Annotated in this window: 22 protein-coding genes; 12 read left to right on the top strand and 10 right to left on the bottom strand. The window is 69.8% G+C overall.

All coding sequences use genetic code 11. From position 1 onward, the window contains the following. Positions 1 to 6: 6 nt before the first annotated feature. Genes paoC through paoA form a run of 3 tightly spaced genes read right to left on the bottom strand, consistent with a single transcriptional unit; the run spans position 7 to position 3,800 of the window. The gene (gene paoC, locus VES41_RS13350; RefSeq protein WP_324817632.1) at positions 7 to 2,205 is read right to left on the bottom strand and encodes an aldehyde oxidoreductase molybdenum-binding subunit PaoC; all 2,199 of its coding nucleotides are present in this window, start codon (positions 2,203 to 2,205) and stop codon (positions 7 to 9) included. A gap of 3 nt (positions 2,206 to 2,208) precedes the next feature. Then, a complete protein-coding gene (locus tag VES41_RS13345; protein ID WP_324817628.1) occupies positions 2,209 to 3,159 on the bottom strand; it encodes a xanthine dehydrogenase family protein subunit M in 951 nt (316 codons plus the stop codon). Continuing rightward, entirely contained in the window at positions 3,156 to 3,800 is a 645-nt protein-coding gene (paoA, locus tag VES41_RS13340; RefSeq protein ID WP_324817625.1) for an aldehyde dehydrogenase iron-sulfur subunit PaoA, read from the bottom strand. Before paoA ends, VES41_RS13345 begins: the two co-directional genes overlap by 4 nt. A 204-nt stretch (positions 3,801 to 4,004) precedes the next feature. On the opposite strand from paoA, the gene VES41_RS13335 reads away from it, so the two are divergent. Continuing rightward, positions 4,005 to 4,949 (top strand): LysR family transcriptional regulator, encoded by a 945-nt coding sequence (locus VES41_RS13335; protein WP_324817622.1) that lies wholly within the window; start codon positions 4,005 to 4,007, stop codon positions 4,947 to 4,949. Positions 4,950 to 4,961: 12 nt separating this feature from the next. After that, positions 4,962 to 5,729, top strand: a complete 768-nt coding sequence (locus tag VES41_RS13330) for a class I SAM-dependent methyltransferase (RefSeq protein ID WP_324817619.1) — start codon at positions 4,962 to 4,964, stop codon at positions 5,727 to 5,729. Here VES41_RS13330 and VES41_RS13325 read toward each other — a convergent pair. Next, positions 5,726 to 6,835, bottom strand: a complete 1,110-nt coding sequence (locus VES41_RS13325) for a LacI family DNA-binding transcriptional regulator (RefSeq protein WP_324817617.1) — start codon at positions 6,833 to 6,835, stop codon at positions 5,726 to 5,728. The two genes, VES41_RS13330 and VES41_RS13325, sit on opposite strands and share 4 nt — an antisense overlap. Positions 6,836 to 7,053: 218 nt before the next feature. Between VES41_RS13325 and VES41_RS13320 the strand changes: the two genes are divergently transcribed. The 5 genes from VES41_RS13320 to VES41_RS13300 are packed head-to-tail and all read left to right on the top strand — an operon-like array spanning position 7,054 to position 12,897. Beyond that, positions 7,054 to 8,457 (top strand): sugar ABC transporter substrate-binding protein, encoded by a 1,404-nt coding sequence (locus VES41_RS13320; RefSeq protein ID WP_324817615.1) that lies wholly within the window; start codon positions 7,054 to 7,056, stop codon positions 8,455 to 8,457. Between the two features lie 15 nt (positions 8,458 to 8,472). After that, positions 8,473 to 9,375 (top strand): sugar ABC transporter permease, encoded by a 903-nt coding sequence (locus VES41_RS13315; RefSeq protein WP_324817613.1) that lies wholly within the window; start codon positions 8,473 to 8,475, stop codon positions 9,373 to 9,375. After that, positions 9,372 to 10,214, top strand: coding sequence for a carbohydrate ABC transporter permease (locus tag VES41_RS13310; protein WP_324817610.1), 843 nt, complete (start codon positions 9,372 to 9,374; stop codon positions 10,212 to 10,214). Before VES41_RS13315 ends, VES41_RS13310 begins: the two co-directional genes overlap by 4 nt. Beyond that, entirely contained in the window at positions 10,211 to 11,266 is a 1,056-nt protein-coding gene (locus tag VES41_RS13305) for an ABC transporter ATP-binding protein (protein ID WP_324817608.1), read from the top strand. Before VES41_RS13310 ends, VES41_RS13305 begins: the two co-directional genes overlap by 4 nt. 14 nt (positions 11,267 to 11,280) lie before the next feature. Beyond that, positions 11,281 to 12,897 (top strand): arylsulfatase, encoded by a 1,617-nt coding sequence (locus VES41_RS13300; RefSeq protein ID WP_324817606.1) that lies wholly within the window; start codon positions 11,281 to 11,283, stop codon positions 12,895 to 12,897. A 13-nt stretch (positions 12,898 to 12,910) separates the two neighbouring features. Here the strand turns inward: VES41_RS13300 and VES41_RS13295 are convergent, their stop codons facing one another. Both VES41_RS13295 and VES41_RS13290 read right to left on the bottom strand, forming a co-directional pair. Continuing rightward, positions 12,911 to 14,758, bottom strand: a complete 1,848-nt coding sequence (locus VES41_RS13295; RefSeq protein WP_324817605.1) for an ABC transporter ATP-binding protein — start codon at positions 14,756 to 14,758, stop codon at positions 12,911 to 12,913. A 16-nt stretch (positions 14,759 to 14,774) separates the two neighbouring features. Then, positions 14,775 to 16,157 (bottom strand): NUDIX domain-containing protein, encoded by a 1,383-nt coding sequence (locus VES41_RS13290; protein WP_324817603.1) that lies wholly within the window; start codon positions 16,155 to 16,157, stop codon positions 14,775 to 14,777. 198 nt (positions 16,158 to 16,355) lie between these two features. Between VES41_RS13290 and VES41_RS13285 the strand changes: the two genes are divergently transcribed. Beyond that, positions 16,356 to 17,060 carry an SDR family NAD(P)-dependent oxidoreductase gene (locus VES41_RS13285; RefSeq protein ID WP_324817600.1) on the top strand — a complete coding sequence of 235 codons (705 nt, stop codon included), beginning with the start codon at positions 16,356 to 16,358 and terminating at the stop codon, positions 17,058 to 17,060. Positions 17,061 to 17,086: 26 nt separating this feature from the next. Beyond that, entirely contained in the window at positions 17,087 to 17,575 is a 489-nt protein-coding gene (locus VES41_RS13280) for a 2,4'-dihydroxyacetophenone dioxygenase family protein (RefSeq protein WP_324817598.1), read from the top strand. A gap of 17 nt (positions 17,576 to 17,592) precedes the next feature. On the opposite strand, the gene VES41_RS13275 is transcribed toward VES41_RS13280, so the two are convergent. From VES41_RS13275 to xdhC, 3 genes are all read right to left on the bottom strand, one after another. Then, complete coding sequence (locus VES41_RS13275) at positions 17,593 to 18,933, bottom strand: glycerate kinase (protein ID WP_324817596.1); 1,341 nt, start codon at positions 18,931 to 18,933, stop codon at positions 17,593 to 17,595. A gap of 91 nt (positions 18,934 to 19,024) precedes the next feature. Beyond that, positions 19,025 to 20,230, bottom strand: a complete 1,206-nt coding sequence (locus VES41_RS13270; protein WP_324817595.1) for a urate hydroxylase PuuD — start codon at positions 20,228 to 20,230, stop codon at positions 19,025 to 19,027. A 197-nt stretch (positions 20,231 to 20,427) separates the two neighbouring features. Beyond that, positions 20,428 to 21,243 (bottom strand): xanthine dehydrogenase accessory protein XdhC, encoded by an 816-nt coding sequence (gene xdhC / locus VES41_RS13265; RefSeq protein ID WP_324817592.1) that lies wholly within the window; start codon positions 21,241 to 21,243, stop codon positions 20,428 to 20,430. Between the two features lie 58 nt (positions 21,244 to 21,301). On the opposite strand from xdhC, the gene VES41_RS13260 reads away from it, so the two are divergent. After that, positions 21,302 to 21,811: a hypothetical protein gene (locus tag VES41_RS13260; RefSeq protein WP_324817589.1), complete on the top strand. Its 510-nt coding sequence runs from the start codon at positions 21,302 to 21,304 to the stop codon at positions 21,809 to 21,811. 16 nt (positions 21,812 to 21,827) lie between these two features. On the opposite strand, the gene uraH is transcribed toward VES41_RS13260, so the two are convergent. After that, positions 21,828 to 22,178 (bottom strand): hydroxyisourate hydrolase, encoded by a 351-nt coding sequence (uraH, locus tag VES41_RS13255; RefSeq protein WP_324817587.1) that lies wholly within the window; start codon positions 22,176 to 22,178, stop codon positions 21,828 to 21,830. A 100-nt stretch (positions 22,179 to 22,278) separates the two neighbouring features. Here uraH and VES41_RS13250 point away from each other — a divergent pair, with 100 nt between their 5' ends. After that, the gene (locus VES41_RS13250) at positions 22,279 to 22,947 is read left to right on the top strand and encodes a GntR family transcriptional regulator (RefSeq protein ID WP_324817585.1); all 669 of its coding nucleotides are present in this window, start codon (positions 22,279 to 22,281) and stop codon (positions 22,945 to 22,947) included. Between the two features lie 213 nt (positions 22,948 to 23,160). Further along, a complete protein-coding gene (puuE, locus tag VES41_RS13245; RefSeq protein ID WP_324817582.1) occupies positions 23,161 to 24,111 on the top strand; it encodes an allantoinase PuuE in 951 nt (316 codons plus the stop codon). Positions 24,112 to 24,115: the final 4 nt, after the last annotated feature.

The raw sequence follows: 24,115 nt of genomic DNA, 5'->3' as shown, positions 1-24,115 counted from the left end.
CGGGTGTCAGGTCGTCTGCGAAGGCATCTTCGGCAGCAGCTTGTCCAGCGTGACGGGGTAGTCGCGCACCCGCACGCCCGTCGCGTTGTGGATCGCGTTGGTCACCGCGGCGCCCACCCCGCAGATTCCCAGTTCGCCTACGCCCTTGGCCTTCATCGGCGACGAGATGGCGTCGGTTTCGTCCAGGAAGATCACCTCCTGGTGCGGAATGTCCGCATGTACCGGCACTTCGTAGCCGGCCAGGTCGTGGTTGACGAAGAAGCCCAGCCGCTTGTCGATGGCAAGCTCTTCCATCAGCGCCGCGCCCACTCCCATCGTCATGGCGCCGATGACCTGGCTGCGCGCGGACTTCGGGTTGAGGATGCGCCCCGAAGCGCACACGGCCAGCATGCGGCGAACGCGGACCTCCGCTGTATAGGCGTCGACGGCCACCTCGACGAAGTGCGCGCCGAAGGTGGACTGCTGGTAGTGCGTGTTGAGTTCTGCGAATTCGATGGTGTCCTCGCCCACGACGGGCTGGTCGCCGGCCACGCCCGCCAGCGGCACGCTGCGTCCGCCGGCGCTGACCATGCCGTCCTGGAATGTCGCGCCCGCCACGTCGAGGCCCGCGCGCTGCGCCACAGCCTCGCGCAGCTTCATGCAGGCCGCGTAGACGCCGGCCGTGGAGCAGTTGGCACCCCATTGGCCGCCCGAGCCGGCGGACACGGGAAAGGTCGAGTCGCCAAGGCGCACCGCCACGCGCTCGAGCGGCACGCCCATCATCTCCGCGGCGGTCTGCGCGATGATGGTGTAGCTGCCGGTGCCGATGTCCGTCATGTCGGTCTCCACCGTCACCATGCCCCGGTTGTCGAGCCGCACGCGCGCTCCCGACTTCGTCACCTGGTTGTTGCGGAACGCCGCTGCCATGCCGATGCCGATCCACCAGCGGCCTTCGCGACGCTGCGCTGGCCTGGGGCTGCGTTGCGCCCAGCCGAAGCGTTCGGCCCCGGTGCGCATGCATTCGATCAGCCGGCGCTGCGAGAACCTGCGCTCGGGCTTTGCCGGATCGACCTGCGTGTCGTTGAGCACGCGCAGCTCGATCGGGTCCATGCCCAGCTTCCCGGCCAGTTCGTCGATGGCGATCTCCAGCGCCATGAGGCCGGGCGCCTCGCCCGGCGCGCGCATCGCGTTGCCTTCGGGCAGGTCGAGCACCGCCAGCCGGGTACCTGTCAGGCGGTTCTCGCCGCCGTAGAGCCAGAGCGTCTGCTGCACCGCGTTCTCGGGTTTGCCGCCGGCCAGGTTGCCGGACCAGCTCTCGTGCCCGATGGCCGTGAGCTTGCCCTGCCGCGTCGCGCCGAGGCGGATGCGCTGGATGGTCGCCGGCCTGTGCGTGCTGTTGTTGGCCATCAGCGGGCGCTGCATCGCCACCTTCACCGGGCGTCCTGTGGCGCGCGCCCCGAGCGCCGCCAGCAGTGCATCCGCGCGCAGGAACAGCTTGGCGCCGAACCCGCCGCCGATGTAAGGCGACATGACGTGGATCTTGTCCCGCCCGATGCCGAGCGTCTTCGCGAGTTCGTTCGCGTTCCATTCGATCATCTGGTTGGATGTCCACACGGTGAGCCTGTCGCCGCGCCAGGCGGCCGTGGTCGCGAACGGCTCCATCATCGCGTGCGAGTGGTCGGGCGTGCTGTAGGTCTCGTCGAGCTGGACCTCGGCCTTGGCAAAGGCGCCGGCGAAGTCGCCGATGGCGCTGCTGCGGTCGGTTGTCTTGCGCTCGCTCGACGCCTTGGCCGCAGCCAGGTCGTACACGCCATCGGCACGGACGTAGTCGACCTTCAGCAGTTGCGCCGCCGCGCGCGCCTGCTCGAAGGTCCGGGCGACCACCAGCGCGATGGCCTGGTGGTAGTGATCCACGTTCGGTCCGCCGAGCAGCTTCGCGGTGTTGTAGTCGCCCTTGCCCAGCCGCCCCGCGTTCTCCGCCGTGACGATGGCGAGCACGCCGGGCGCGGCCTTGGCGCGCGCCTGGTCGATCGAAGCGATGCGTCCTTTCGAGATGGCGGCGCCGACGATGTACCCGTAGGCCGCATGCGCAGCGACGTCATGCCGCTCGTAGGCGTAAGGCGCCGTTCCGGTGGTTTTCAGCGGCCCGTCGATGCGGTCCACCGGCTTGCCGATCACCTTGAGCTGGTCGATCGGGTTGGTCGTGGCGGGGGTATCGAACTTCATGGCTCAGTTCCTTGCTTCGGCCAGGACCGCATCGAGCGTGCGCTCGACCAGGGTCAGCTTGAACTCGTTCTGCCCGGTCGGTGTGGCGCCGGCGAGCAGTGCCGCACTCGCGGCACCGGCGCCACGCGGCAGCTGCGCCTCGGCCGACTCCAACCGCCAGGGCCTGGGCGCGACGCCGCCGAGGGCGACGCGCCCGCTGCCGTCACGCTGCACAATGGCCGCTACCGACACGAGCGCGAACGCATAGGAGGCCCGGTCGCGCACCTTGCGGTAGACGTGCTTGCCGCCCACGGGAGGGGGCAGCGTCACGGCAGTGACGAGTTCGCCCGGCTGCAGCGCGTTCTCGATCTCCGGCGTGCTGCCAGGCAGCTTGTGGAAGTCCGCAATCGGAATGGTGCGCCGGGCGCCGCCCGGCCCTGCCGTCTCCACCGTTGCGTCGAGCGCGCGCATGGCAACCGCCATGTCGCTCGGGTGCGTGGCGATGCAGGCGCTGCTGGTGCCGATCACGCCCAGCTGGCGGCTGACGCCGCCGATGGCCGCGCATCCGCTGCCGGGCCTGCGCTTGTTGCAGGCCTGGTTGGTGTCGTAGAAGTAAGGGCAGCGCGTTCGCTGGAGCAGGTTTCCGGCGGTGGTCGCCTTGTTGCGCAGTTGGCCGGACGCGCCGGCGAGCAGTGCGCGCGACAGCACGCCGTAGTCGCGCCGCACGCGCGCGTCGGCCGCAAGATCGGTGTTGCGCACCAGCGCGCCAATGCGAAGGCCGCCGTCGGGCGTTGCCTCGATCCTGTCGAAGCCCAGGCCGTTGACGTCGACGAGATGGGTCGGCGTCTCGATTTCCAGCTTCATCAGGTCCAGCAGGTTGGTGCCGCCGGCAATGAAGCGCGCGCCAGGCATGCGCGCTGCCGCGCTCACCGCCTGCGCGGGAGAACTCGCGCGTTCATAGGTAAACGCCTTCATGGCTTTGTTCCTGACACTTCGGCGATGGCATCGGCGATGTTGCTGTACGCGCCGCAGCGGCAGATGTTGCCGCTCATGCGTTCGCGGAACTCCACGGTCGACATCTGCGGTGCGGCATTCAAGTCCTCCGTGGCGTGGCTAGGAACGCCTCGCGCCATCTCGTCGAGCATTCCCACCGCCGAGCAGATCTGGCCCGGCGTGCAGTACCCGCACTGGTAGCCGTCGTGCCTGACGAAGGCCGCCTGCATGGGATGCAGGTTGCCAGGCTGCCCCAGCCCCTCGATGGTGGTGATCTTCTCGCCTTCGTGCATCACGGCGAGGGTCAGGCACGCGTTGATGCGGCGCCCTTCGACCAGCACCGTGCAGGCGCCGCACTGGCCGTGGTCGCAGCCCTTCTTGGTGCCGGCCAGATGCAGGTGCTCTCGCAGCGCGTCCAGCAAGGTGGTGCGCGTGTCCAGCACCAGCGTGCGCTGCTGGCCATTGACCACGAGGCCGACCGGCATCTCGGTACGTGCGGTGGCCGCGGTGTCGCGAACCGGCGCGGCAGCCGCCGTGCCAGCCAGCGCCGGCATCGAGGCGGTGGCCGCGCCGGCCTTGAGCAGGCCACGCCTGGAGATGGGGAATCGTTCTTCAGTGCTCATGGTGCGGGTCTGGTGGGGGCTCTCGATTCATCTCGACACAGGCGCGAGAGCGGGTGGCTCGGCAAGGATCGTGTGTGCAGTGCACCCGGCCGACTCTAGGGAAGCACCCGGCCGCCGAATAGCGCCTGCCACCTTGAAGGACTATCAATTTGCTATTGATAATGAACCGCTCAAGGATCGGCCCGCACAGCGCACGGACACCCCATGCCCATCAACGAACTTCGTTCCATCGCCACGTTTGCCAAGGCGGCCGAGCTGGGCAGCCTGCGGCAGGCAGCCGCCGCGCAAGGGCTGACGCCCCAGGCCGCGAGCCAGGCATTGGCGCAGCTGGAAAAGCACCTGGGCGTGCGCCTGTTCCACCGAACCACGCGCAACCTGTCACTGACCGACGAGGGCCGGCAGTTCCTGGAGGCCGCGCAGCCCGCGCTGCTGGGGCTGCAGCGCGCGCTGTTGATGGCCCAGCGCGCCAAGGACGAGATTGCCGGGCCCCTGCGCATCGTCGGCCCCCGCTCGACATTCGCGCCGGTGCTCTGGCCACTGCTGGACGAGTTCTGCCGGCTCTATCCGCAGGTGCAGCCCGATGTGCAACTGGACGACCGCATCGGCAACTGGGTCGAGGACCGGGTGGACGTCGGCTTCCGGGTCGGCCTGTCGCCGGCCGAGGGCGTGATCGCCCGCCGGCTCTTTCCGCTGCAACTCATCATCTGCGCCGCACCGGCCTACATCGCGAAGTACGGCGCGCCCGACAGCCTCGACGCCCTGGCGGCGCACCGTTGCAGCGCGTTCCGCAGTCCGGGCACGGGGCAGATATTGCCCTGGTACGTCAAGATCCACGACAGCCGGATCGGCCACCCGGTCATTCCGGCGCTTTGCATCAACGACGAGCCGCTGGAAACCGAGGCCGTGCTGGCCGGCCACGTGATCGGGCTCCTCACCGGCGTCATTGCCGCCGAGCACATCCGCGCCGGCCGCCTGGTGCCGCTGCTGACGCGCCACATGGCAGACGATTCGAGCGTCTTCGTGTACTACGGCAGCCGCTCGGCGCAGCCGCAACGCGTCCGCGCCTTCATCGACCTGGCCATCCAGCGGCTGACGAACAACGCCCGATTCGTGCTTGGCGCGGACGAGCTGGCCGCGCGCGGCCGCTGATACAGTCCTGAGATGACGCAGCGCCAGCCCCTGCAGAAGCCCGACGCGGGCACGCTGCTCGACCACAACCGAAAGTTCTACGACGCGCTCTGGTCCGGCGCCAGGCTCGTCGAGCCCCAGCGCTTCAACACCTGGCCGCTCGTGCAATCCCTGCTGCCCGGTCGCGAGCAACGGCTCGAGGTCGGGCCAGGGCTGCGGCCGCGGCTGCCGATCGCCGGCACGCACTTCGTCGACATCAGCGCACCGGCGCTCGCGGCGCTGCGCGAACGCGGCGCGCAGGTGCTGCAGGGCGAGGTCACGTCACTGCCCTTCGCCGACGCGGCATTCGATCTCGTGTGCGCACTCGACATCGTCGAGCATGTAGACGACGGCGACGGCGCGCTGTCCGAGCTGGCGCGGGTGGCCAGGTCGGGCGCGACCGTCCTGATCTCGACGCCGCTGCATCCGTCGCGCTGGACGCCGTTCGACGACTTCGTCGGCCACAAGCGGCGCTACGAACCCGACGGCCTGCTCGCGAAGCTGGCGCAGAACGACCTCGTCGTCGAACGCAGCGCGGTGTTCGGCATGCAGCCGCGCTCGTCGCGCCTGGTCGACTTCGGCATGTGGTGGCTCAACAATCATCGCGACCTGGCCATGGGCACCTACAACCGGGCCATCATGCCGCTCGGCCTGCGGTTCCAGAAGGCGCTCGATTTCTCCCAGGGGATGCTGCCCACGGACGACGTGGACGAGATCCTGCTCGTGTGCCGCAGGGCGGCGCGCGCACCCGCTGCGAGCTAGGCGGGCCGCGAGTTCCTGCCGCCTGTTCCGGCGCGCCCGGCACGTCCGGACGGGGCCGGGGCCGCCGCCGGCGCGCCCGTGCTGCCGCGGTGGACCAGCTGCACCGGGTATTCCTGGAACGGCTCGAACGGCTGACCCTCCAGCCGCGCTGCCAGCTGGTCGGCGGCGGCCCGCCCGATCTCGGTGATGGGCGTGGCCACGCTGGTCAGGCCGGGCGTCTGCGTGGCGCCCAGGTCGGTGTTGTCGACGCCGGTGATGGAGATGTCCTGCGGAATGCGCAGGCCCGCCTTGCGGCAGGCCATCATCGCGCCCACGGCAAACACGTCGTTGGTCGCCACCACCGCGGTCGGCCGCTCGGGGGCGGCCAGGAGCCGGTTCATGCCCTCCTCGGCAGCCGGCAGGGAAATGGGTGCGTGCGCCACGTGGCGCGCATCGAGCGCCAGGCCGGCCTCGGCCAGCGCGGCGCGCAGGCCCTCGCCGCGGGTGCGGGCCCGGTCGTTGCCTTCCAGTGGGGCGCTCAGCAGCCCGATGCGGCGGTGGCCCAAGGCGATCAGGTGGCGGCCCACCTGGTAGGTGGCCGCCCGGTTGTCGAAGCCGATGCTGGGGTGCCGCCGCGACGGGTCCACGCCCCAGGTCAGCACGTACGGACGGCCATAGTCCTCCAGCAGCGAGAACAGCGCCTGCTCGTGGTCCAGCCCGACGAGCACGAAGGCGTCCACGCCGCGCTCGACCAGCTGCCCGGCGATGCGCGTTTCCGCGGCAAGGTCGTAGTGGTGCTCGGCCAGCACGAGCGCGTAGCCGCGCGCGTCCAGGCGCTGCTGCAGCGCGCTGGTGGTGCGCGCATACAGCGCGTAGTCGAACGACGGCACGATGGCGCCCATCATCATGCTGCGGTGGCTGCGCAGCATGCGCGCGGCGCCATGCGGCACGTAGCGCAGCTTGGCCGCGGCGTCGAGCACCTTCTGCCGCGTTGCCGGGTCGACCTGCACCGACTTGTTCAACACGCGCGAGACCGTGGCGGTGGACACCCCGGCCAGGCGCGCGACGTCCTTGGCGCCGGAGCGGGCCTTCTGTGCGGGCGGCGGGGGGGGGTCTTCGCGGTCCATGGCGCGGGGCGTACAGCCAACCTTTCGTGCAATCGATTCCATGAGGTGGACACCACCCCCGTGGCGATCGAATGTACAGCAAGCATTCACGGATCCACATAGGTGGCGCCCGGGAAATCCCGGGTTCGCGAGACTGCGACGCGTCCCTAGACTGCGACGGTCATGTAATCGATTGCATGACGATTTCCGCCGATTGAACGCATCGAAGGAGACACGCCATGGATCACGCCAACGACCCGGCCCAGGCCGGCCGCAGGAAGTTCATCGGCCAGGCGGCCGCGCTCGGCGCCGCCGGCCTGGCCACCGGATGGGCGCCCGCCGCGCTGGCGCAGGAGCCCGATGTGGCGCCCTACCGCAGCGCCAAGATCGACTGGCGGCAGGTCGCCGGCGAGCAGATATCGGTGGCCGTGATCCCGGCGAGCTATTTCGAGAACCTGCTGTCGCTGCTGCCGCAGTTCGAGGCGCTGACCGGCATCAAGGTGCGGGCCGAGAAGGTGCCGCCGGGGCAGATCCGGCAGAAGGCCATGCTCGACCTGTCGTCCAGGACCGGCACCTACGCCACCCATGCCGCCGACCCGATGTACTACCCGCTGTACGTGTCCAACCAATGGGTCGAGCCCCTGGACAAGTACCTGGGCGACGCGAGCCTGACGGATGCCGCGTGGTTCGACGCGAACGACGTGCTCAAGGCCTGGCGCGATGCCAACTCGATCGACGGCAAGCTCTACGGCATGCCCTACGACGGCGAGGTGACGGTGCAGGTCTACCGCAAGGACCTGTATGCCGCCAAGGGCCTCAAGCCCGCCACCACGTATGAAGAGCTGCTGGCCAATGCCAAGGCCCTGAACGATCCGGCCAACCGCATGTACGGCCTGGCGATGCGCGGCTTCGCCGGCGCCGGGCAGAACATGTACATCTACCCGTCGATCCTGCGCGGCTTCGGCGGCAGCTGGTTCCAGGGCAAGAGCATCGTCGTCAACAGCCCGGAAGCGGTGAAGGCACTGCAGTGGTACGTGAGCGCGCTCGACCAGTACGCCCCGCCGGCCGTGCGCAACTGGAACTGGCCGGACATCGCCGACGCGTTCTCGCAAGGGACGGTGGCCTGCTACCTGGACGCGCATTCGTCCGCGGCCGTCATCACCAACCCCGAGAAGTCCAAGGTGGTGGGCAAGGTCGCCTACGCGCGCTGGCCCAAGGGCCCGGCCGGCAAGGCCGTCACCTCGATCTGGAACTGGGGCTTTCCGATCAATGCCGCGCTGACGGACAAGCAGAAGAAAGCCACCTGGCTGTTCATCAGCTGGGCCGCATCGGCCGAGACGCAGGCGCGCACGTCGTGGAAGTTCAGCGGGCCGGCCAAACGCTCGGGGCTCAACCGCCTGTCGTTGTGGAAGTCGCCCGAGTTCGCCGCCGCGATGAAGGACGCCGGCGACAACTTCATTCCGGCCGCGCTCGAATCCCTGGAGCACGACACCGACGTCGAATGGCGTCCGCGCGTGCCGCAATGGCCGGCCATCGGCGACACCATGGCCACCGCGATCCAGGCGGCACTGGTCGGCCAGAAGAAGCCCCAGGAGGCGCTGGACGAGGCGCAGGCGCGCATCGCCCAGATCATGAAGGCCTGACGCCGCCCTGCCCCGATGACCGTCGCCGCGCCCGCAGCCGCCGGGTCGCTGGAACGCCAGGAGCGGCGCTTCGCGCTCGCCCTGTTCGCCCCCGCGCTCGTGCTGCTCGTCCTGACCACCACCGCGCCGCTGGTGTTCCTGGCCTGGAACAGCCTGCAGCACCTGGACCTGGGCATGCCGTGGGTGAAGGGCTTTGCGGGACTGGACAACTACGCCAAGCTCGGCGGCGACCCGCGCTTCTGGAACTCGCTCGTGCTGACCTCCGTCTACACCGCGTCCACCGTGGTGCTGCAGGTGCTGGTCGGCCTGTCGCTGGCACTGCTGGTGCTGCGCATCCCGCGCGGCCAGGGCCTGCTGCGCGTGGCGGCCATCCTGCCGATCGTGCTCGCGCCGGTCGTGGTGGGCCTTTTCTGGCGCACGCTGGTGCTGTCGCCGGACGTGGGCCTGGTGGACCTGGTGACCCGGGCGCTCGGCCTGGGCAGCCACAACTGGCTGGGCGATCCGCAGCTCGCGCTGATCTCGGTGATCGCCATCCACACGTGGCAATGGACGCCGTTCGCATTCCTGGTGCTGCTGGCCACGCTGGCCACGCTCCCGCCCGACATCTACGAGGCCGCGCGCCTGGACCGCGCGAGCGCCTGGCAGCGCTTCCGGCACATCACGCTGCCGCTGATCCGCCCTGCCGTGGTGATGGTGGTCATCCTGCGAACCATGACGGCGTTGTCGGCCTTCGCCGCCATCTTCGCGGCCACCGGCGGCGGACCCGGCACCGCCACCGAGATCCTCAACCTGTACGCCTACCGCACCTCTTTCACCGAACTGAACATCGGCTATGGCTCGGCGCTGGCGATGGTGCTGCTGGCCATCACGATGGCGGTGTCCTGGCTGCTGTTCCGGCGCCGGAGGGCCGCGCCGTGAACCTGCGCCGCATGTCGCGCACGGCCATGCTCTACGTGGTGGCCGGCCTGCTGGTGTCGGTGTGGGTGTTCCCGGTGCTGTGGGCGCTGCTGACGTCCTTCAAGACTGAGCGCGACGTGCTGGCCTACCCGCCCACGTTCATCTTCACGCCCACGCTGTCCAACTATCGCGAGGTGCTGTTCGGCAGCGGCTCGATCCTGCCGAACCTGTGGTCGAGCGCCGTGGTGAGCTGCTCGGCCACGCTGCTGACCATGCTGTTCGCGGTGCCGGCGGCGTACGCGCTGGCCCGGCTGCGCTATCCGGGCCGGCGCGCCAGCGGCTTCTACGTGCTGGCCACCCAGATGCTGCCGCCGGTCGGCCTGATCATTCCCTACTACCTGGTGATGCAGCGAACCGGCGGGCTCGACAGCTATCCCGGGCTCGTCATGACCTACCTGACGTTCTCGCTGCCCTTCGCCATCTGGCTGATGGTGTCGTACTTCGAGGACATTCCCTACGAGATGGAAGAGGCGGCCCTGCTCGATCGCGCGGGACGGTTCCGCACGCTGTGGTACGTGATCCTGCCGCAGGTGCGCGGCGGCATGGCGGTGACGACGGTGTTCGTGTTCCTCAATGCATGGAACGAATTCCTGTTCGCCGTCGTGCTCGGCGGCAACCACGTGCGGCCGGTGACGGTCGCGATGTTCAACTTCATTTCCGTGGAGCAGACCCAGTGGGCGCGCCTGGCGGCCGGGGCCATGCTGGCCATGGCGCCGGTGATCCTGGTGGGGCTGGCTGCGCAGCGGCACATCGTCAAGGGACTGACGGTGGGCGCCGTCAAGGGAGGCGGCCGCCGATGAGCGACAAGGGCAAGGTGCGCCTGCAGGGCGTGGTCAAGCGGCATGGCGAGACGACCGTGCTGCACGGGGTCGACCTCGAGATACGCGCGGGCGAGTTCTTCGTGCTGCTGGGGCCTTCGGGCTCCGGCAAGACCACGACGCTGCGCATCCTGGCTGGCCTGGAGGCCGTGAGCGGCGGCCGCGTGCTGATGGACGATGCGGACGTCACCGATACCGACCCGGGCGAACGCGACGTGGCCATGGTGTTCCAGAGCTATGCGCTCTACCCGCACATGACGGTGGCCGAGAACATCGGCTTTCCCTTGCGCATGGTCGGCACGCCGCGCGCGGCGATCGAGCAGGCCGTCAAGGATGCCGCCACGCGCGTGAGCATCGGCCACCTGCTGGCGCGCCGGCCCGGGCAGTTGTCCGGCGGACAGCAGCAGCGCGTGGCGCTGGCGCGCGCGATCGTGCGCCAGCCGCGCCTGTTCCTGCTGGACGAGCCGCTGTCCAACCTCGACGCCAAGCTGCGGCTGGAAACGCGCCTGGAGCTGCGCCAGCTGCAACGCAGCCTGGGCGTGACCACGGTCTACGTCACGCACGACCAGGAGGAAGCCATGACGCTGGCCGACCGCGTCGCCGTGTTCATGGACGGGCGCATCGTCCAGGTGGCCACGCCGCGCGAGATCTACAGCCGGCCGTCGCGGATCGCGGTGGCCGGCTTCATCGGCACGCCGCCGATGAACCTGGTGCCCGCGACCTGGCGCGGCGACAGCGTCGAGTTCGGCGGCACGTCGCACACGGTCGGCGCCAGCACCGCGCAACCGCGCGAGGTGATGCTCGGCGTGCGCCCGGGTGAACTGCGCATCGCGCCGCAGGGCACCGCGGCGAGGGTCGAATATGTGGAAGACCTGGGGGACCACCACGTGATCGACCTGCGCAGCGGCGACATGCGGCTGAAGGTCAAGGCCGACGGGCAGCCCACGCTGCGCGAAGGCCAATCCGCGCAACTGGGCTTCGCACCGGAAGCCGCGCACCTGTTCGACCGCGCCAGCGGCGAGCGGCTGAACTGACGAAGGAGAACACCGTGAGCCAACGCCCCAACATCCTGCTCATCCTGAACGACGACATGGGCTACTCGGACATCGGCTGCTTCGGCGGCGAGGTCCGCACACCCCACCTCGACCGGCTGGCCCAGGGCGGCCTGCGCTTCTCGCAGTTCTACAACACGGCGCGCTGCAGCCCCTCGCGCGCCTCGCTGCTCACCGGGCTGCATCCGCACCAGACCGGCATCGGCATCCTCACGTACGACTCGGGACCCGAGGGCTACGCCGGCAACCTGAACCAGCGCTGCGCCACCATCGCGGAGGTGCTCAAGCCGGCCGGCTACCGCAGCTACCTGAGCGGCAAGTGGCACGTGTCGAGCAACCTCAAGCAGCCGACCGACTCGTGGCCGATGCAGCGCGGATTCGACGACTTCTTCGGCACCATCATCGGCGCGGGCAGCTTCTACGATCCGAACACCCTCACCCGCCGCAACGAGAACGCCGAGCACGAGGCGCGCGCCCCGGGCTTCTTCTACACCGACGCCATCAGCGACGAGGCCGTCAAGTTCCTGCGCCGCCACCAGGCCGAGCATTCCGGCACGCCCTTCTTCCAGTACGTGGCCTACACCGCGCCGCATTGGCCACTGCATGCGCACCCCGAGGACATCGCCAGGTACAAGGGCCGGTTCGACGAAGGCTGGGACCGCCTGCGCGAACAGCGCCTGGAGCGCCTGGTCGCCTCGGGCATCCTGGACGCGCAATGGAAGCTCAGCGGACGCGACCCGAGCCAGCCGCCCTGGACCGCCGCGCAGGACCAGGCCTGGCTGGCCAACTGCATGGAAGTCTATGCCGCGCAGATCGACCGAATGGACCAGGGCATCGGCCGCATCATCGCGGCCTTGGAGGAAACCGGCCAACTCGACGACACCCTGGTGATCTTCCTGTCCGACAACGGCGCTTGCGCCGAGAACATCCCGCAGGACGTGACGCTGGAAGAAGTGGTCGACAAGCTGATGATCGCGCGCTCGCACACGCGCGACGGACGACCGGTCAGGTTCGGCAACGACCCGGCCGTCGCCCCCGGGCCGGAGGACACCTACCAGAGCTACGGGCAGGCCTGGGCCAACCTGTCGAACACACCGTTTCGGCTGTACAAGCACTGGATCCACGAAGGCGGCATCTCGACGCCGCTGATCTTCCACTGGCCGCGCGGCATCGCCCAGGCCGGCGGCATCCGCCACAGCCCCGGCTACCTGCCGGACATCATGGCCACCGTCTGCGACGTCACCGGCGCGGCGTACCCGAAGGACGTGCAAGGCCGCGCCATCCTGCCCCTGGAGGGCCACTCGCTCAAGAGCGCCTTCGACGCGGACGGCGCCGAGCGTCCGCCGATGTTCTGGGAACACGAGGGCAACGCGGCGGTGCGCATCGGGCAGTGGAAACTGGTGCGCGACTATCCGAAAGACTGGGAGCTGTACGACCTGGCCGCCGACCGCACCGAACTGAACGACCTCGCCGCGCAACATCCCGAGCGCGTGGCGCAGATGAAGCAGGCCTACGAGGAATGGGCCCGGCGCTGCGGCGTGCTGCCGCGCGAGAAGGTCGTGGCGCTGATGCGCAGCCAGGGCGTGACGCGGGCGTTCTGGGAAAAGGAATAGCGCCGGTCACTCGTCATCCGGGCCGGGCTGCTGCCGTGGCGCCGCGCGCCATTGCCGCCAGCCCCGGTTGGCGCGCCAGCACTTCTTCGCGCGGCCCGCTGTCGACCAGGCGGCCCGCTTCCACCAGCAGCACCGCATCGAAATGCGGCAGCAGGCTCAGGCGGTGGATCGATGCGACGATACAGGCCTGCGGAAAGGCTTCGGCGATGCGGCGCAGCACGCGAAGTTCGGTGGCGGCGTCGAGCGCGCTGGTGGGCTCGTCGAGCAGCAGCAGCGAGCTGCCACGTGCGGCCAGCACGCCGCGCGCAAGCCCCAGCCGCTGGCGCTGCCCGCCGGACAGGCTGCCGCCGCGCTCCGACACCAGCGTGTCGACCGAGTTGCCAAGGCTGGGCAGCACCTCGTCGAAGCTGCTGCACCGGATCGCGGCCTCCAGGTCGGCGTCGGGAACGCCGAGGCCGAAATCCAGGTTCTCGCGCACGCTCGCCTCGAACACCTCCGCCTCCTGCGGAATCAGGGTCGCGATGTGGCGCAGCGTCGGCCACGGCTGCGCCTGGCCGTCGAGCAGCAGGCGTCCGCCGTCTGGTGTGTAGAGCCCGGCCAGCACGCGCAGCAGCGTGCTCTTGCCGCCGCCGCTGGGGCCGACCAGTGCCACCCGTTGGCCACGCTGCAGGCCGAGGTCGAGGCCACGCAGGCCGGAGTACCGCGCAGGCTCATCGTCCGGCACCGGTTCGGCCGCGGGCCGTACCGCCGAAGCATCGGCCTGCGGCAAGTGCGGCTCGGCCGCGCCGCGCGGCGCGTGGCGCAACGTCAGTTGCTCGACGTCCAGGCGCTGCCATTGCACGCTGGCGTCGATGCCCTCCTCTCCGTCGATGTTCTCGCGCGTCGGCGCGCCCCAGATCGGTGCGGCGCTGCCCAGGTCGGTGTGCATGCGCGCGAACGACTGGAAGTTCATCGCCATCGACCCCACCACGCCGGCGGCCTGCTGCGCGTACTGGTAGATCATGAAGACCGAGCCCAGCATGACCGCCTGCCCCGGCGCGTGCGACTGCCACACGTAGACGACGACCAGCCCCCAGGTGAGCGCCAGCCCCAGCAGGTCGACCGCGCACCACTTGCCTTCGTTGAGCAGCACCGTGCGCTTGAGCGGCACCGAGATCGCGGCCATGCGCCGCGCCAGCAGGGTGCGCGAGGCCGCGGACAGCCGCAGGCCGATCACCGTCTGCGCGTTCGAGAGGAAATCGAGCAGGGCCGACACGTAGCGCCGGTCCGCGTCGTTCTCGCGCCGTGCGAGTGCCATGAGTGCGCGGTCGAAGCGCAGCACGATGAACGCGATCAGCACGTACCCGGCGACCGCCAGCAGGCCGCTCAGGCGCGACAGCAGCGTCAGCGCGACCAGCGGGCCGACCAGGTTGACCAGGCTCTGCAGATAGACGAACTGGTTCTGCGCGAAGTCGGACAACGCGCGGCTGGCCTGGTGCACCCGGTGCTGCATCTGCCCGGAGTGGTGGCCCACGTGCCACGTCAGCGGGGCCGCGGCGATGCGTGCATAGAGTTCGTCGGCCATGCGCTCGCGCACGCGCAGCCCGACGTTGCGCTCCAGGATACGGCCCGGCCCGTGCAGGCCCCAGGCCAGCGCATAGACCACCGCCAGCGCTGCGATCCACCGGCCCGACGCGCCGAAGGCCTCGGCCTGCAGGGCGTTGATCGCCTGGCCGGCCAGCCAGGGCACGGCCAGGCGCAGCAACTGCGAGCCCACCAGCAGGCCCATGGCCGACACCAGAACTCCGCGCGCGCCCTCGGCATGGCGCCAGAGCGCGCCGTAGAGGTCGGCGAAAGCGTTGTCGCGGCCGGTGGTTTCCATCCGAACGCGCCCCGGCTCAGGACGGCAGGACGCGCACGCCGTTCAGGAAGCCGCGCGCCGGCGCGACCCACGCGGCGTCCGGCGGCAAGGCATCGGCCGGCCCCGGCGGATGCTCGCCGGTGAACAGCAATCCCTCGGGCCGCAGCAGGTAGCAACGGGCGCCGGCATCGCCCGCGCCTGCCAGCACTTCGAGCTGGGCGCCGCCGGCCAGCGGCAGCACTTCGCCCGCCGCGTGGCGCGTCAGGTCGGCCTGCGGCCACACCTCGCGCAGCACGGCGGCTTCGGCGTCGGGCCATGGCCCGGCCGTCGACAGCACGCGCAGCACCAGGCCCGGCGCGGCATCGCGCAGACGCGCGAGCTGGGCCGCGTCTGCCGGCAGCGGATCGATCAGCGTCCAGCCGCTCTCGGTGTCGCCGATCAGGTAGCTGTGCGCGCCCGGCGCCGGGGCGTCGCCACCGGCCGCCGTGCCCTCTGGCGCCGTCGCCGTGACGCGCCAGACACGCGGCGCCAGCGCCATCACCAGGCCGCCTTCGAGCGTGTGGCGCGCATCGCCGCGGCCGTCCGGATCCAGGTAGCCGATCTCGGCCCACGCGGCTTCCTCGATGTTTACCGGCCGCTTGCCGCCCGGCCCGCTGGCCAGGCGCGGCATGTTCAGCGGCACGCGGGCCTGCGCCCTCGCCTGCGCCATGCACTCCTCGACCGAGCCGAAGCCCGCCAGGTGCTGCAGGATGCGCCGCGTCACGTTCATCAGCTTGAGCCCGCGCCCGGGCGCGATGGCCTCGGCCGGCCGCAGCCAGGTGTGCTCGACGATCTCCACCCCGTCGACCCGCACCGCCTGCCCGGGCGGCAGCGCGGCCAGGAAGAAGCGCGTGTCGAACCGGCGCGGCATGCCGGGCGGCGTGATCCAGTGCGCGAAGTATTCGAGCCGGTCGGTCGCCAGCTTCCAGCCTTGCGCATCGCACACGGACAACAGGGCATCGGTACCGGCGGCCGCGGCGGCGCGCATGGCCTCGAGCTGCGTCGCGAGCAGCCCGTCGAGCGCCACGCAACCGCCCGCGGTGTCGCAAGCCAGCAGCAGCCCGGCTTCCTCGAAGCATTCGCGGATGGCCGCTGCGTAGTAGTCCAGCCCGCCGCCGTCCACGCACAGCCGCAGGCTGGCGGCAGCGTCGGCGCCGGTGCAGTGGGCATGCAGGTGCCGGTCGTGCGCGTCGAGCAGGCCTCCGGGGAACACGCTGGCGCCGCTGTTCTGGTCGTTCGGCTTGTCGGCGCGGCGCAGCAGCAGCACCTCCAGCCCGCCGGGCCCGTTGCGCAGCACGGCAAGGGAAGCGGATTGACGGATGGGTCGGGGCGCCACCGGGGCGTCAGGCGACGCCGGCGGCGTCTGCAAAGTGAGTGGCATGAGGGCGGATGTTAGCTTTGCAGGCCATGCCGCGTGGCACGCTGGCGCTAAAGCCCGTCGGCGCCGCCCGCGGGTGCGGGGCATTCGGCGCATGCTATTTCCAAAGTCACCATTCGATACACGGTTGCGGTGCGGCCGGCGTGCGCGGCGGCAACCTGCGACACTCCCCCGCTTCCCGACAAAAGGACACATCGAACCATGAGCCGCAGCATCTTCGTCACCGGTGGCACCAGCGGCATCGGGCAAGGCATCGCCCAGGCTTTCGCGGCGCTGGGCGACACCGTGGTGGCCACCGGCGCAACCGCCGACGAGGTCGCGCGGGCGCCGTCGCATCCACGCATTGCGTACCGGGCGCTCGACGTACGCGACGCGCAGGCGGTGCAGCAGGCGGTCGGGTCGCTCGGCATGCTGCACGTGGTGGTCAACTGCGCGGGCGTGATCCAGCGCAGTGCGGAGCACGATCCCGAGGTGTTCGCACGCACCATCGACATCAATCTGACCGGCACCATGCGCGTGTGCGCTGCGGCGCGCCCGCTGCTGGCGGCCACGCGCGGCTGCATCGTCAACACCGCCTCGATGCTGAGCTTCTTCGGCGGCGGCCTGGTGCCGGGCTACAGCGCCAGCAAGGGCGGCGTCGCCCAACTGACCAAGAGCCTGGCGATCGCCTATGCGGTCGACGGCATCCGCGTCAACGCGATCGCCCCGGGCTGGATCGGCACGCCGCTCACGCAGGCACTGCAGGACGACGCGCAACGCTCCGGCCCGATCCTGGCGCGCACGCCGCTGGGCCGCTGGGGCACCCCGGCGGACGTGGCGGGGCCGACCGTATTCCTCGCCAGCGAGGCCGCCGGCTTCGTCACCGGCGTGGTGCTGCCGGTGGACGGCGGCTACCTCGTCACCTGAACAAGACAAGACCAGGAGTACACCCCATGATCGTGCAGCTTCCGGGCATCCAGCCCGAGATCGCCGAAGTCGCCATTCCCGAAGACGAAAGGGTCTGGGTCCCGCAGGCCAAGGACGTCTGGTTCCGCCCCCTGCTACTCAACACCGTCACCGGCAGTTGGTGCAACCTGCTGCGCGTGCGCAAGTCGGGCGTGCTGTCGCGCCACATCCATCCGTCCTGGGTGACCGGCTACGTCATCAAGGGCAGCTGGCGCTACCTGGAGCACGACTGGGTGGCCACCGAGGGCTCGTTCGTCTACGAGCCGCCGGGCGAGATCCACACGCTGGTGGTGGACGAGGCTTCGGGCGCGCAGGAGATGATCACCTTCTTCAACATCCACGGCGCCATGGTGTACGTGGACGAAGACGGCAAGCACACCGGCTACGAGGACGTGTTCACCAAGATCGAGATGTGCCGCACCCATTACGAGGCCAACGGCCTCGGGCGCGAATACGTCGACCGCTACGTGCGCTGACGCCCGCCTCGGCGACGTCAGAGCACCAGCAGCGCGCGGAAATCGTTGACGTTGGTGTGCGTCGGCCCGGTGACCAGCAGGTCGCCGATGGCCTCGAAATAACCGTAGGCGTCGTTGCGGTCGAGATGCTCTGACAGCTTCCTGCCCGCGCCCTCCGCCCGCGCCAGCGTGTCGGGCGTGACGAAGGCGCCGGCGTTGTCCTCCACCCCGTCGATGCCGTCGGTGTCCGCCGCCAGCGCCCACACCTGCGGCTGCGCCATCAGCGCGCCGGCCAGGCCCAGGCAGAACTCGCCGGCCCGCCCGCCCCTGCCCTTGGGCTGGCCCGGCTGCCGCGGCCGCACCGTCACGGTGGTCTCGCCGCCCGACAGGATCACGCATGGCCGTGCGAACGGCGCACCGCGTCGCGCCACTGCCCGCGCCAGCGCGGCATGCACCTTGCCAACCTCGCGCGATTCGCCCTCGATCTCGTCGCTGAGGATGTGGGCCTCGATGCCGGCGGCACGCGCCGCCTCGGCCGCCGCCTCCAGCGACTGCTGCGGCGTGGCGATCAGGTGCACCTCGTGCCGCGCGAACACGGGGTCGGAGGGATCGGGTGTTTCCAGCGCGCCGCTTTCCAGGCCGGCGCGCACCGGCGCCGGAATCTCGATGCGATAGCGGTCGAGGATGGCCAGCGCGTCGGAGCAGGTGGTCTCGTCGGGCACGGTCGGGCCGCTGGCGATGACTGCCGGCTCGTCGCCCGGCACGTCGCTGATGGTCAGCGTTACCACCTTGGCCGGCCCGCAGGCCGCGGCCAGGCGGCCGCCCTTGATGCGCGACAGGTGCTTGCGCACGCAGTTCATCTCGCCGATGTTGGCGCCGCTTTCCAGCAGGGCCTTGTTGATGCGCTGCTTGTCTTCCAGCGTCAAGCCCTCGGCCGGCAGCACCAGCAGCGCGGAGCCGCCGCCGGAGATCAGGCACAGCACGAGGTCGTCGGCCGTCAGGCCGCCGGCCAGCGCGAGGATGCGTTCGGCCGCCTGCATGCCGGCGGCGTCGGGCACGGGGTGCGCCGCCTCGACGATCTCGATGCGCTGCGCCAGCCCCTCGGGCCGCGGCGGAATGTGCCCGTAGCGCGTGACCACCAGCCCGGACAGCGGCGCGTCGGCCGGCCACAGCGCCTCGAGCGCCTGCGCCATCGAGGCACCGGCCTTGCCGGCGCCCAACACCACCGTGCGGCCCTTGGGCGGCGGCGGCAGGTGCCGGCCAAGCGTGGACAGCGGCAGTGCGCGGTCGACCGCGGCGCGGTACAGGTGCTGCAGGAACTCGCGCGGTGCCCGGCGCGGGTCGGGTGCCGTGCCGGGCGTGAACTTCTCGGCGTTCATCTCGCTTGTGTCTCCAACCACGAATGGCGCAAAAAACCGCCATTCTGACCGGGCCGCGACCGCAGCCGGCGGGCCCCTGGCGCGCGGCGCCTCAGTTCGTCTTGGCGCCCTGCTCGAACCAGCGGCCCAGCATGGCGCGTTCGGCGTCGGTGATGCCGGTGGCGTTGTTCAGCGGCATGGTCTTGGCCTGCACCGCCTGCTGGTAGATGCCCTGCGCATGCACGGCCACCTGGTCGGGCGAGTCGAGCCGAACGTTCTTCATCTGCATCGCGGTGCCGTGGCACATGTAGCAGCGCTGCTCCAGCACCTTCTGCACCTCGCCGTAGCTGACCTTCTTGACCGCTTCGCCGGGCGCGGGCGCCGGGGCCGGTTCCGGCTTCATCCAGACGATGGTCAGGCCCAGCACGACGATGCCGAGCAACGCGTACGGCAGCGGATTCCTGGCGTTGCCGAGCTTGAAGCGGTGCCGCACCACGAAGAACTGGCGGATGGCGGCGCCGCCGGCCATGATCAGCAGCAGCACGATCCAGTTGTACTGGTTCGTGTAGGTGAAGCTGTAGTGGTTGCTCAGCATCGCGAACAGCACCGGCAGCGTGAAATACGTGTTGTGCACGCTGCGCTGCTTGCCGCGCTGGCCGTGGATCGGGTCGACCGGCTTGCCCTCGCGCAGCGCCTTCACGTTCTTGCGCTGGCCGGGAATGATCCAGAAGAACACGTTCGCGCTCATGGTGGTGGCCATCATCGCGCCCACCAGCAGGAAGGCGGCGCGGCCGGCGAACCAGTGGCAGGCCAGCCAGGCCGCGAACGCCACGAACAGCGCCACCAGCACGCCGACGATGGTGTCGCCGTGCTTGCGCCTGCCGAAGATCTGGCAGATGGCGTCGTACACCATCCAGAACACCACGAAGAACGCCAGCGCCACGGCGATGGCCGCGCCCGGCTGCCAGTCCATCTTGGACTTGTCGATCAGGTAGGTGCTGGCATTCCACAGGTACGACACCGTGAATAGCGCAAAGCCGCTGAGCCAGGTGGAATAGCTTTCCCAGAAGGACCAGTGCAGGTGGTCCGGCACCTTCTTGGGCGCCAGCAGGTACTTCTGCATGTTGTAGAAGCCGCCGCCGTGCACCGCCCATTGCTCGCCGCCGACGCCTTTGTCGAGCGACTCCTGGTCCTCTGGCTTCTCGAGGCTGTTGTCCAGCATCACGAAGTAGAAGGAGGCGCCGATCCACGCGATGGCGGTGATGACGTGCAACCAACGCAGCAGCAGGTTGGCCCAGTCGAGGTAGTAGCTTTCCATGGATTACTCCGCCCTGGCGCGGCGCTTCCTGGCGCCGCGTGGTCGTTCTGGCCTGCTCACCACCGCGGGGCGCTGTGAGCAGTTGGATTGCCGCGAACGCAGACGGTGGGACGTCTCGCTCCGCTGCGGCTCTTTTGTGGACTGAAGTGTATACAGTTCGGGCACGTTTCGGCGAACCGAGGCTCTAGGGTAAATACTTAGCCGTCGAGTGATTGCAACAACTGTGCCGCCACCGCCACGGCAATCACCTCGGGCTCCTTGCCCGTGATGCCGGGCACGCCGATCGGGGAGGTGACGTGGTTCATCTCGGCCTCGGAAAAGCCGCGCGCCTCCAGCCGGTGCCGGAAGGTGGCCCACTTGGTCTTGCTGCCGATCAGGCCGATGTAGGGCAAGTCGCCGCGCTCGCGCTGGCGGCGCAGGCAGGCAATGACGATGTCGAGGTCCTCGGCGTGCGAGAAGCTCATGATCAGCACGCGCGATCCGGGCGCCAGTTGAGGCACCGCGTCCTGCACCGGTTCGGAATGCTCGGTCTCGACCTGCGCCGGCAGCGCCGGCGGAAAGACGCCGTCGCGGCTGTCGATCCAGCGCACCGAGAACGGCAGGGTCGACAGCAGCCGGGCCAGCGCGGCGCCGACGTGGCCGCCACCGAACAGCGCCACCGGCTGCAGGTGCGCGCCCAGCTCGGCGCGCAAGGCAGCGGCGTCCGCCGCCCCGATGCGGCGGTAGTCCAGGAACACGACGCCGCCGCAGCACTGGCCCAGCGTCGGGCCGAGGGGATAGCGCTGGACGCCGTCGACAGGCGCGCCGCCGGCGAGCCATGCGGCGGCTGTCTGCACCGCCTGGAACTCCAGCTGCCCGCCGCCGATGGTGCCGGTGAGCGTGCCGTCGTCCCACACGGCCATCCAGGTGCCGGCCTCACGCGGGGCCGAGCCCTGCGTGGCCTGCACCCGCACCAGCACGCCGGCGCGGCCGGCGGCCAGCCGTTCGAGCAATCGATCGAGCAGTCCGTTCATTCGAGTTCCTTCAACCGCCGCGGCGGGGCGCCACCGCCGACACGGTATAAATCCGCCGATGCAAGCCACCGCCCGATTGAACCGACGCCTGGCCCTCGGCGGCCTGATCTCCGTGACCACCCTGTGGCTGGCCGGCTGCGCCAGCACCGGCGGCGCCGTGCCCGGCCAGCTGAGCGGCGCCCGCGCACCGGGCGGCGCCCCGCGGCCTGCGCCGCGGCCCTCCTCGGCCACCGACCTGCGCGCCTACAAGCGCGACGCCGCCGGGCATGTCTACCAGCTCAACGGCAGCCGCATCTACGGCGGCATGCTGCCGCCGCTGTTGTACGCCATCGGCACCCTGCGCGTGGACCTGGACGCCAACGGCGCGGTGACGGGCATGCACTGGCTGCGCGCGCCCACCCATGCGCCGGAGGTCATCGAGGAGATCGAACGCGCCGTACTGGCGGCAGCGCCCTTCCCCGCCGCCCCGCGCATCGGCGGCAAGCTCAGCTGGACCGACACCTGGCTGTGGGACAAGAGCGGGCGCTTCCAGCTCGACACCCTGAGCGAGGGCCAGTTGCAAGGCTAGATGCTCCAGGCGGCCCTCAGGAGCCGCGGTAGGTGCTGTAGCTCCAGGGGCTGACCAGCAGCGGCACGTGATAGTGCTGGTCCGCATGGGCCACGCCGAAGTCCAGCGCCACCTTGTTCAGGAAGTTGGGCTGCGGCAGCTGGACGCCGCGCCGCGCGAAATAGCCGGCCACGTCGAACACCAGGCGGTAGGTGCCCGTCTTGAGGCTCGCGTTGTCGTACAGCGGGCCGTCGCTGCGCCCGTCGGCGTTCAGGGTGAAGCGCTTGACCAGCGTGGCCTGGTCGCCATCCGTCGTGAACAGGGCGACCTCCATGCCGGCGGCGGGACATCCGTTCATCGTGTCCAGTACGTGTGTGCTCAGTCCCATGGGTTCTCCTGGTTGGCGGGCTTCGACCCGACGGTGTTGGTAAAAATCCGGTGGACAAAAGTGTATACAGTTCTGGGCTTTGGGGCTATCATGAATTGAAATGGAGACCACCCCGACCCGCGCCATCGTCGACGCGCTCACGCGCGCCATCGTCGACCATCGCCTGCAACCGGGCAGCAAGCTGGCCGAGCAGAAGCTGGCCGACCACTTCGGCGTCTCGCGCACGCTGGTCCGGCAGGCGCTGTTCCAGCTGTCGCAGAACCGGCTGGTGCGTCTGGAGCCCGCGCGCGGCGCGTTCGTGGCGGCGCCGGCGGTGGACGAGGCGCGCCAGGTGTTCGCCGTGCGCCGCATGCTCGAGGCGCAGATGGCGCGCGAGTTCGCCGCCTCGGTCACGCCGGCCAAGGTCAAGGCGCTGAAGGAACACGTGGCGCTGGAGAAGGCCTCGGTCTCGGCGGGTGACGACATCTCCGGACGCACCGAGCTGCTGGGCGACTTCCACGTGCGCATGGCCGAGCTGATGGGCAACCAGGTGCTGGCGCAACTGCTGGGCGAGCTGATCTCGCGCTGCGCCCTGATCACCCTCATGTACCAGAGCGCCACCGCCGCCGAGCATTCCAACGACGAGCATGCCGACATCGTCAAGGCACTGGCCGCGCGCGACGGCGAGAAGGCCGCACGGCTGATGACGGAGCACCTGCTCAACGTCGAGGCCAACCTCACTTTCGACCGCAAGGTCCCGACCAGCGATATTTCGCTGGCGCTCTCATGACCCACCCCCAGGAGGGCTTGGCCCACCCCCAGGAGGGCTTGGCCCACCCCCAGGCTACCCTGCTTCGCAGGTCCGCCTCCCCCCTTCGAGGGGGCGCCATCTGCGGCCTGGCAAAGCCAGTTCCGCGATGGCCGCGAAGGGGCTTCGCTGCGCTTGCCGGGCCGGTTCAGTGGCCCTGTGCTGAAGGGCGCTCCCTGAAATGAATCTACTGCCATGAACACTTACGACTCCACGCTGCCCTATCCCCGCGACCTCGTCGGCTACGGGCGCAATCCGCCGCATGCGCAGTGGCCGGGCCAGGCCCGGGTCGCGGTGCAGTTCGTGCTGAACTATGAGGAAGGCGGCGAGAACAACGTGCTGCACGGCGACCCGGGGTCGGAGCAGTTCCTGTCGGAAATGTTCAATCCGGCCAGCTACCCGGACCGGCACATCAGCATGGACGGCATCTACGAGTACGGCTCGCGTGCCGGGGCGTGGCGCATCCTGCGCGAATTCGAGAAGCGCGGGCTGCCGCTGACGGTGTTCGGCGTCGGCATGGCGCTGGAGCGCCACCCCGAGCTGACTGCCGCCTTCAAGGAACTGGGCCACGAGATCGCCTGCCACGGCTGGCGCTGGATCCACTACCAGAACACGCCCGAGGAAGTCGAGCGCGAGCACATGCGCCTGGGCATGGAGGCGATCGAGCGCCTGACCGGCGAACGCGCGCTGGGCTGGTACACCGGCCGCGACAGCCCGCGCACGCGGCGCCTGGTGGCCGACTACGGCGGCTTCGAATACGACAGCGACTACTACGGCGACGACCTGCCCTTCTGGATGAAGGTGCAAAAGACCGACGGCCAGGTGGTGCCGCAGCTGATCGTGCCCTACACGCTCGACTGCAACGACATGCGCTTCGCGCTGCCGCAGGGCTACTCGCATGCCGACCCCTTCTTCCAGTACATGAAGGACAGCTTCGACGCGCTGTACACCGAAGGCGACCCGGACGGCGAGAACCGGCCGAAGATGATGTCCATCGGCATGCACTGCCGCCTGCTCGGTCGCCCCGGCCGCATCACGGCCCTGCAGCGCTTCCTGGACCACATCGCGGCGCACGAGCACGTGTGGGTGTGCCGCCGGCTCGACATCGCGCGCCACTGGAAGAACACTCACCCATTCGCCGGATAGTCCA

It is taken from the genome of Variovorax sp. (assembly GCF_035634955.1).
In the GTDB taxonomy this organism is placed as follows: domain Bacteria; phylum Pseudomonadota; class Gammaproteobacteria; order Burkholderiales; family Burkholderiaceae_C; genus Variovorax.
The sequence above is the reverse complement of the archived record's forward strand: the minus strand, read 5'-3'. Positions and strand labels throughout refer to the sequence as shown.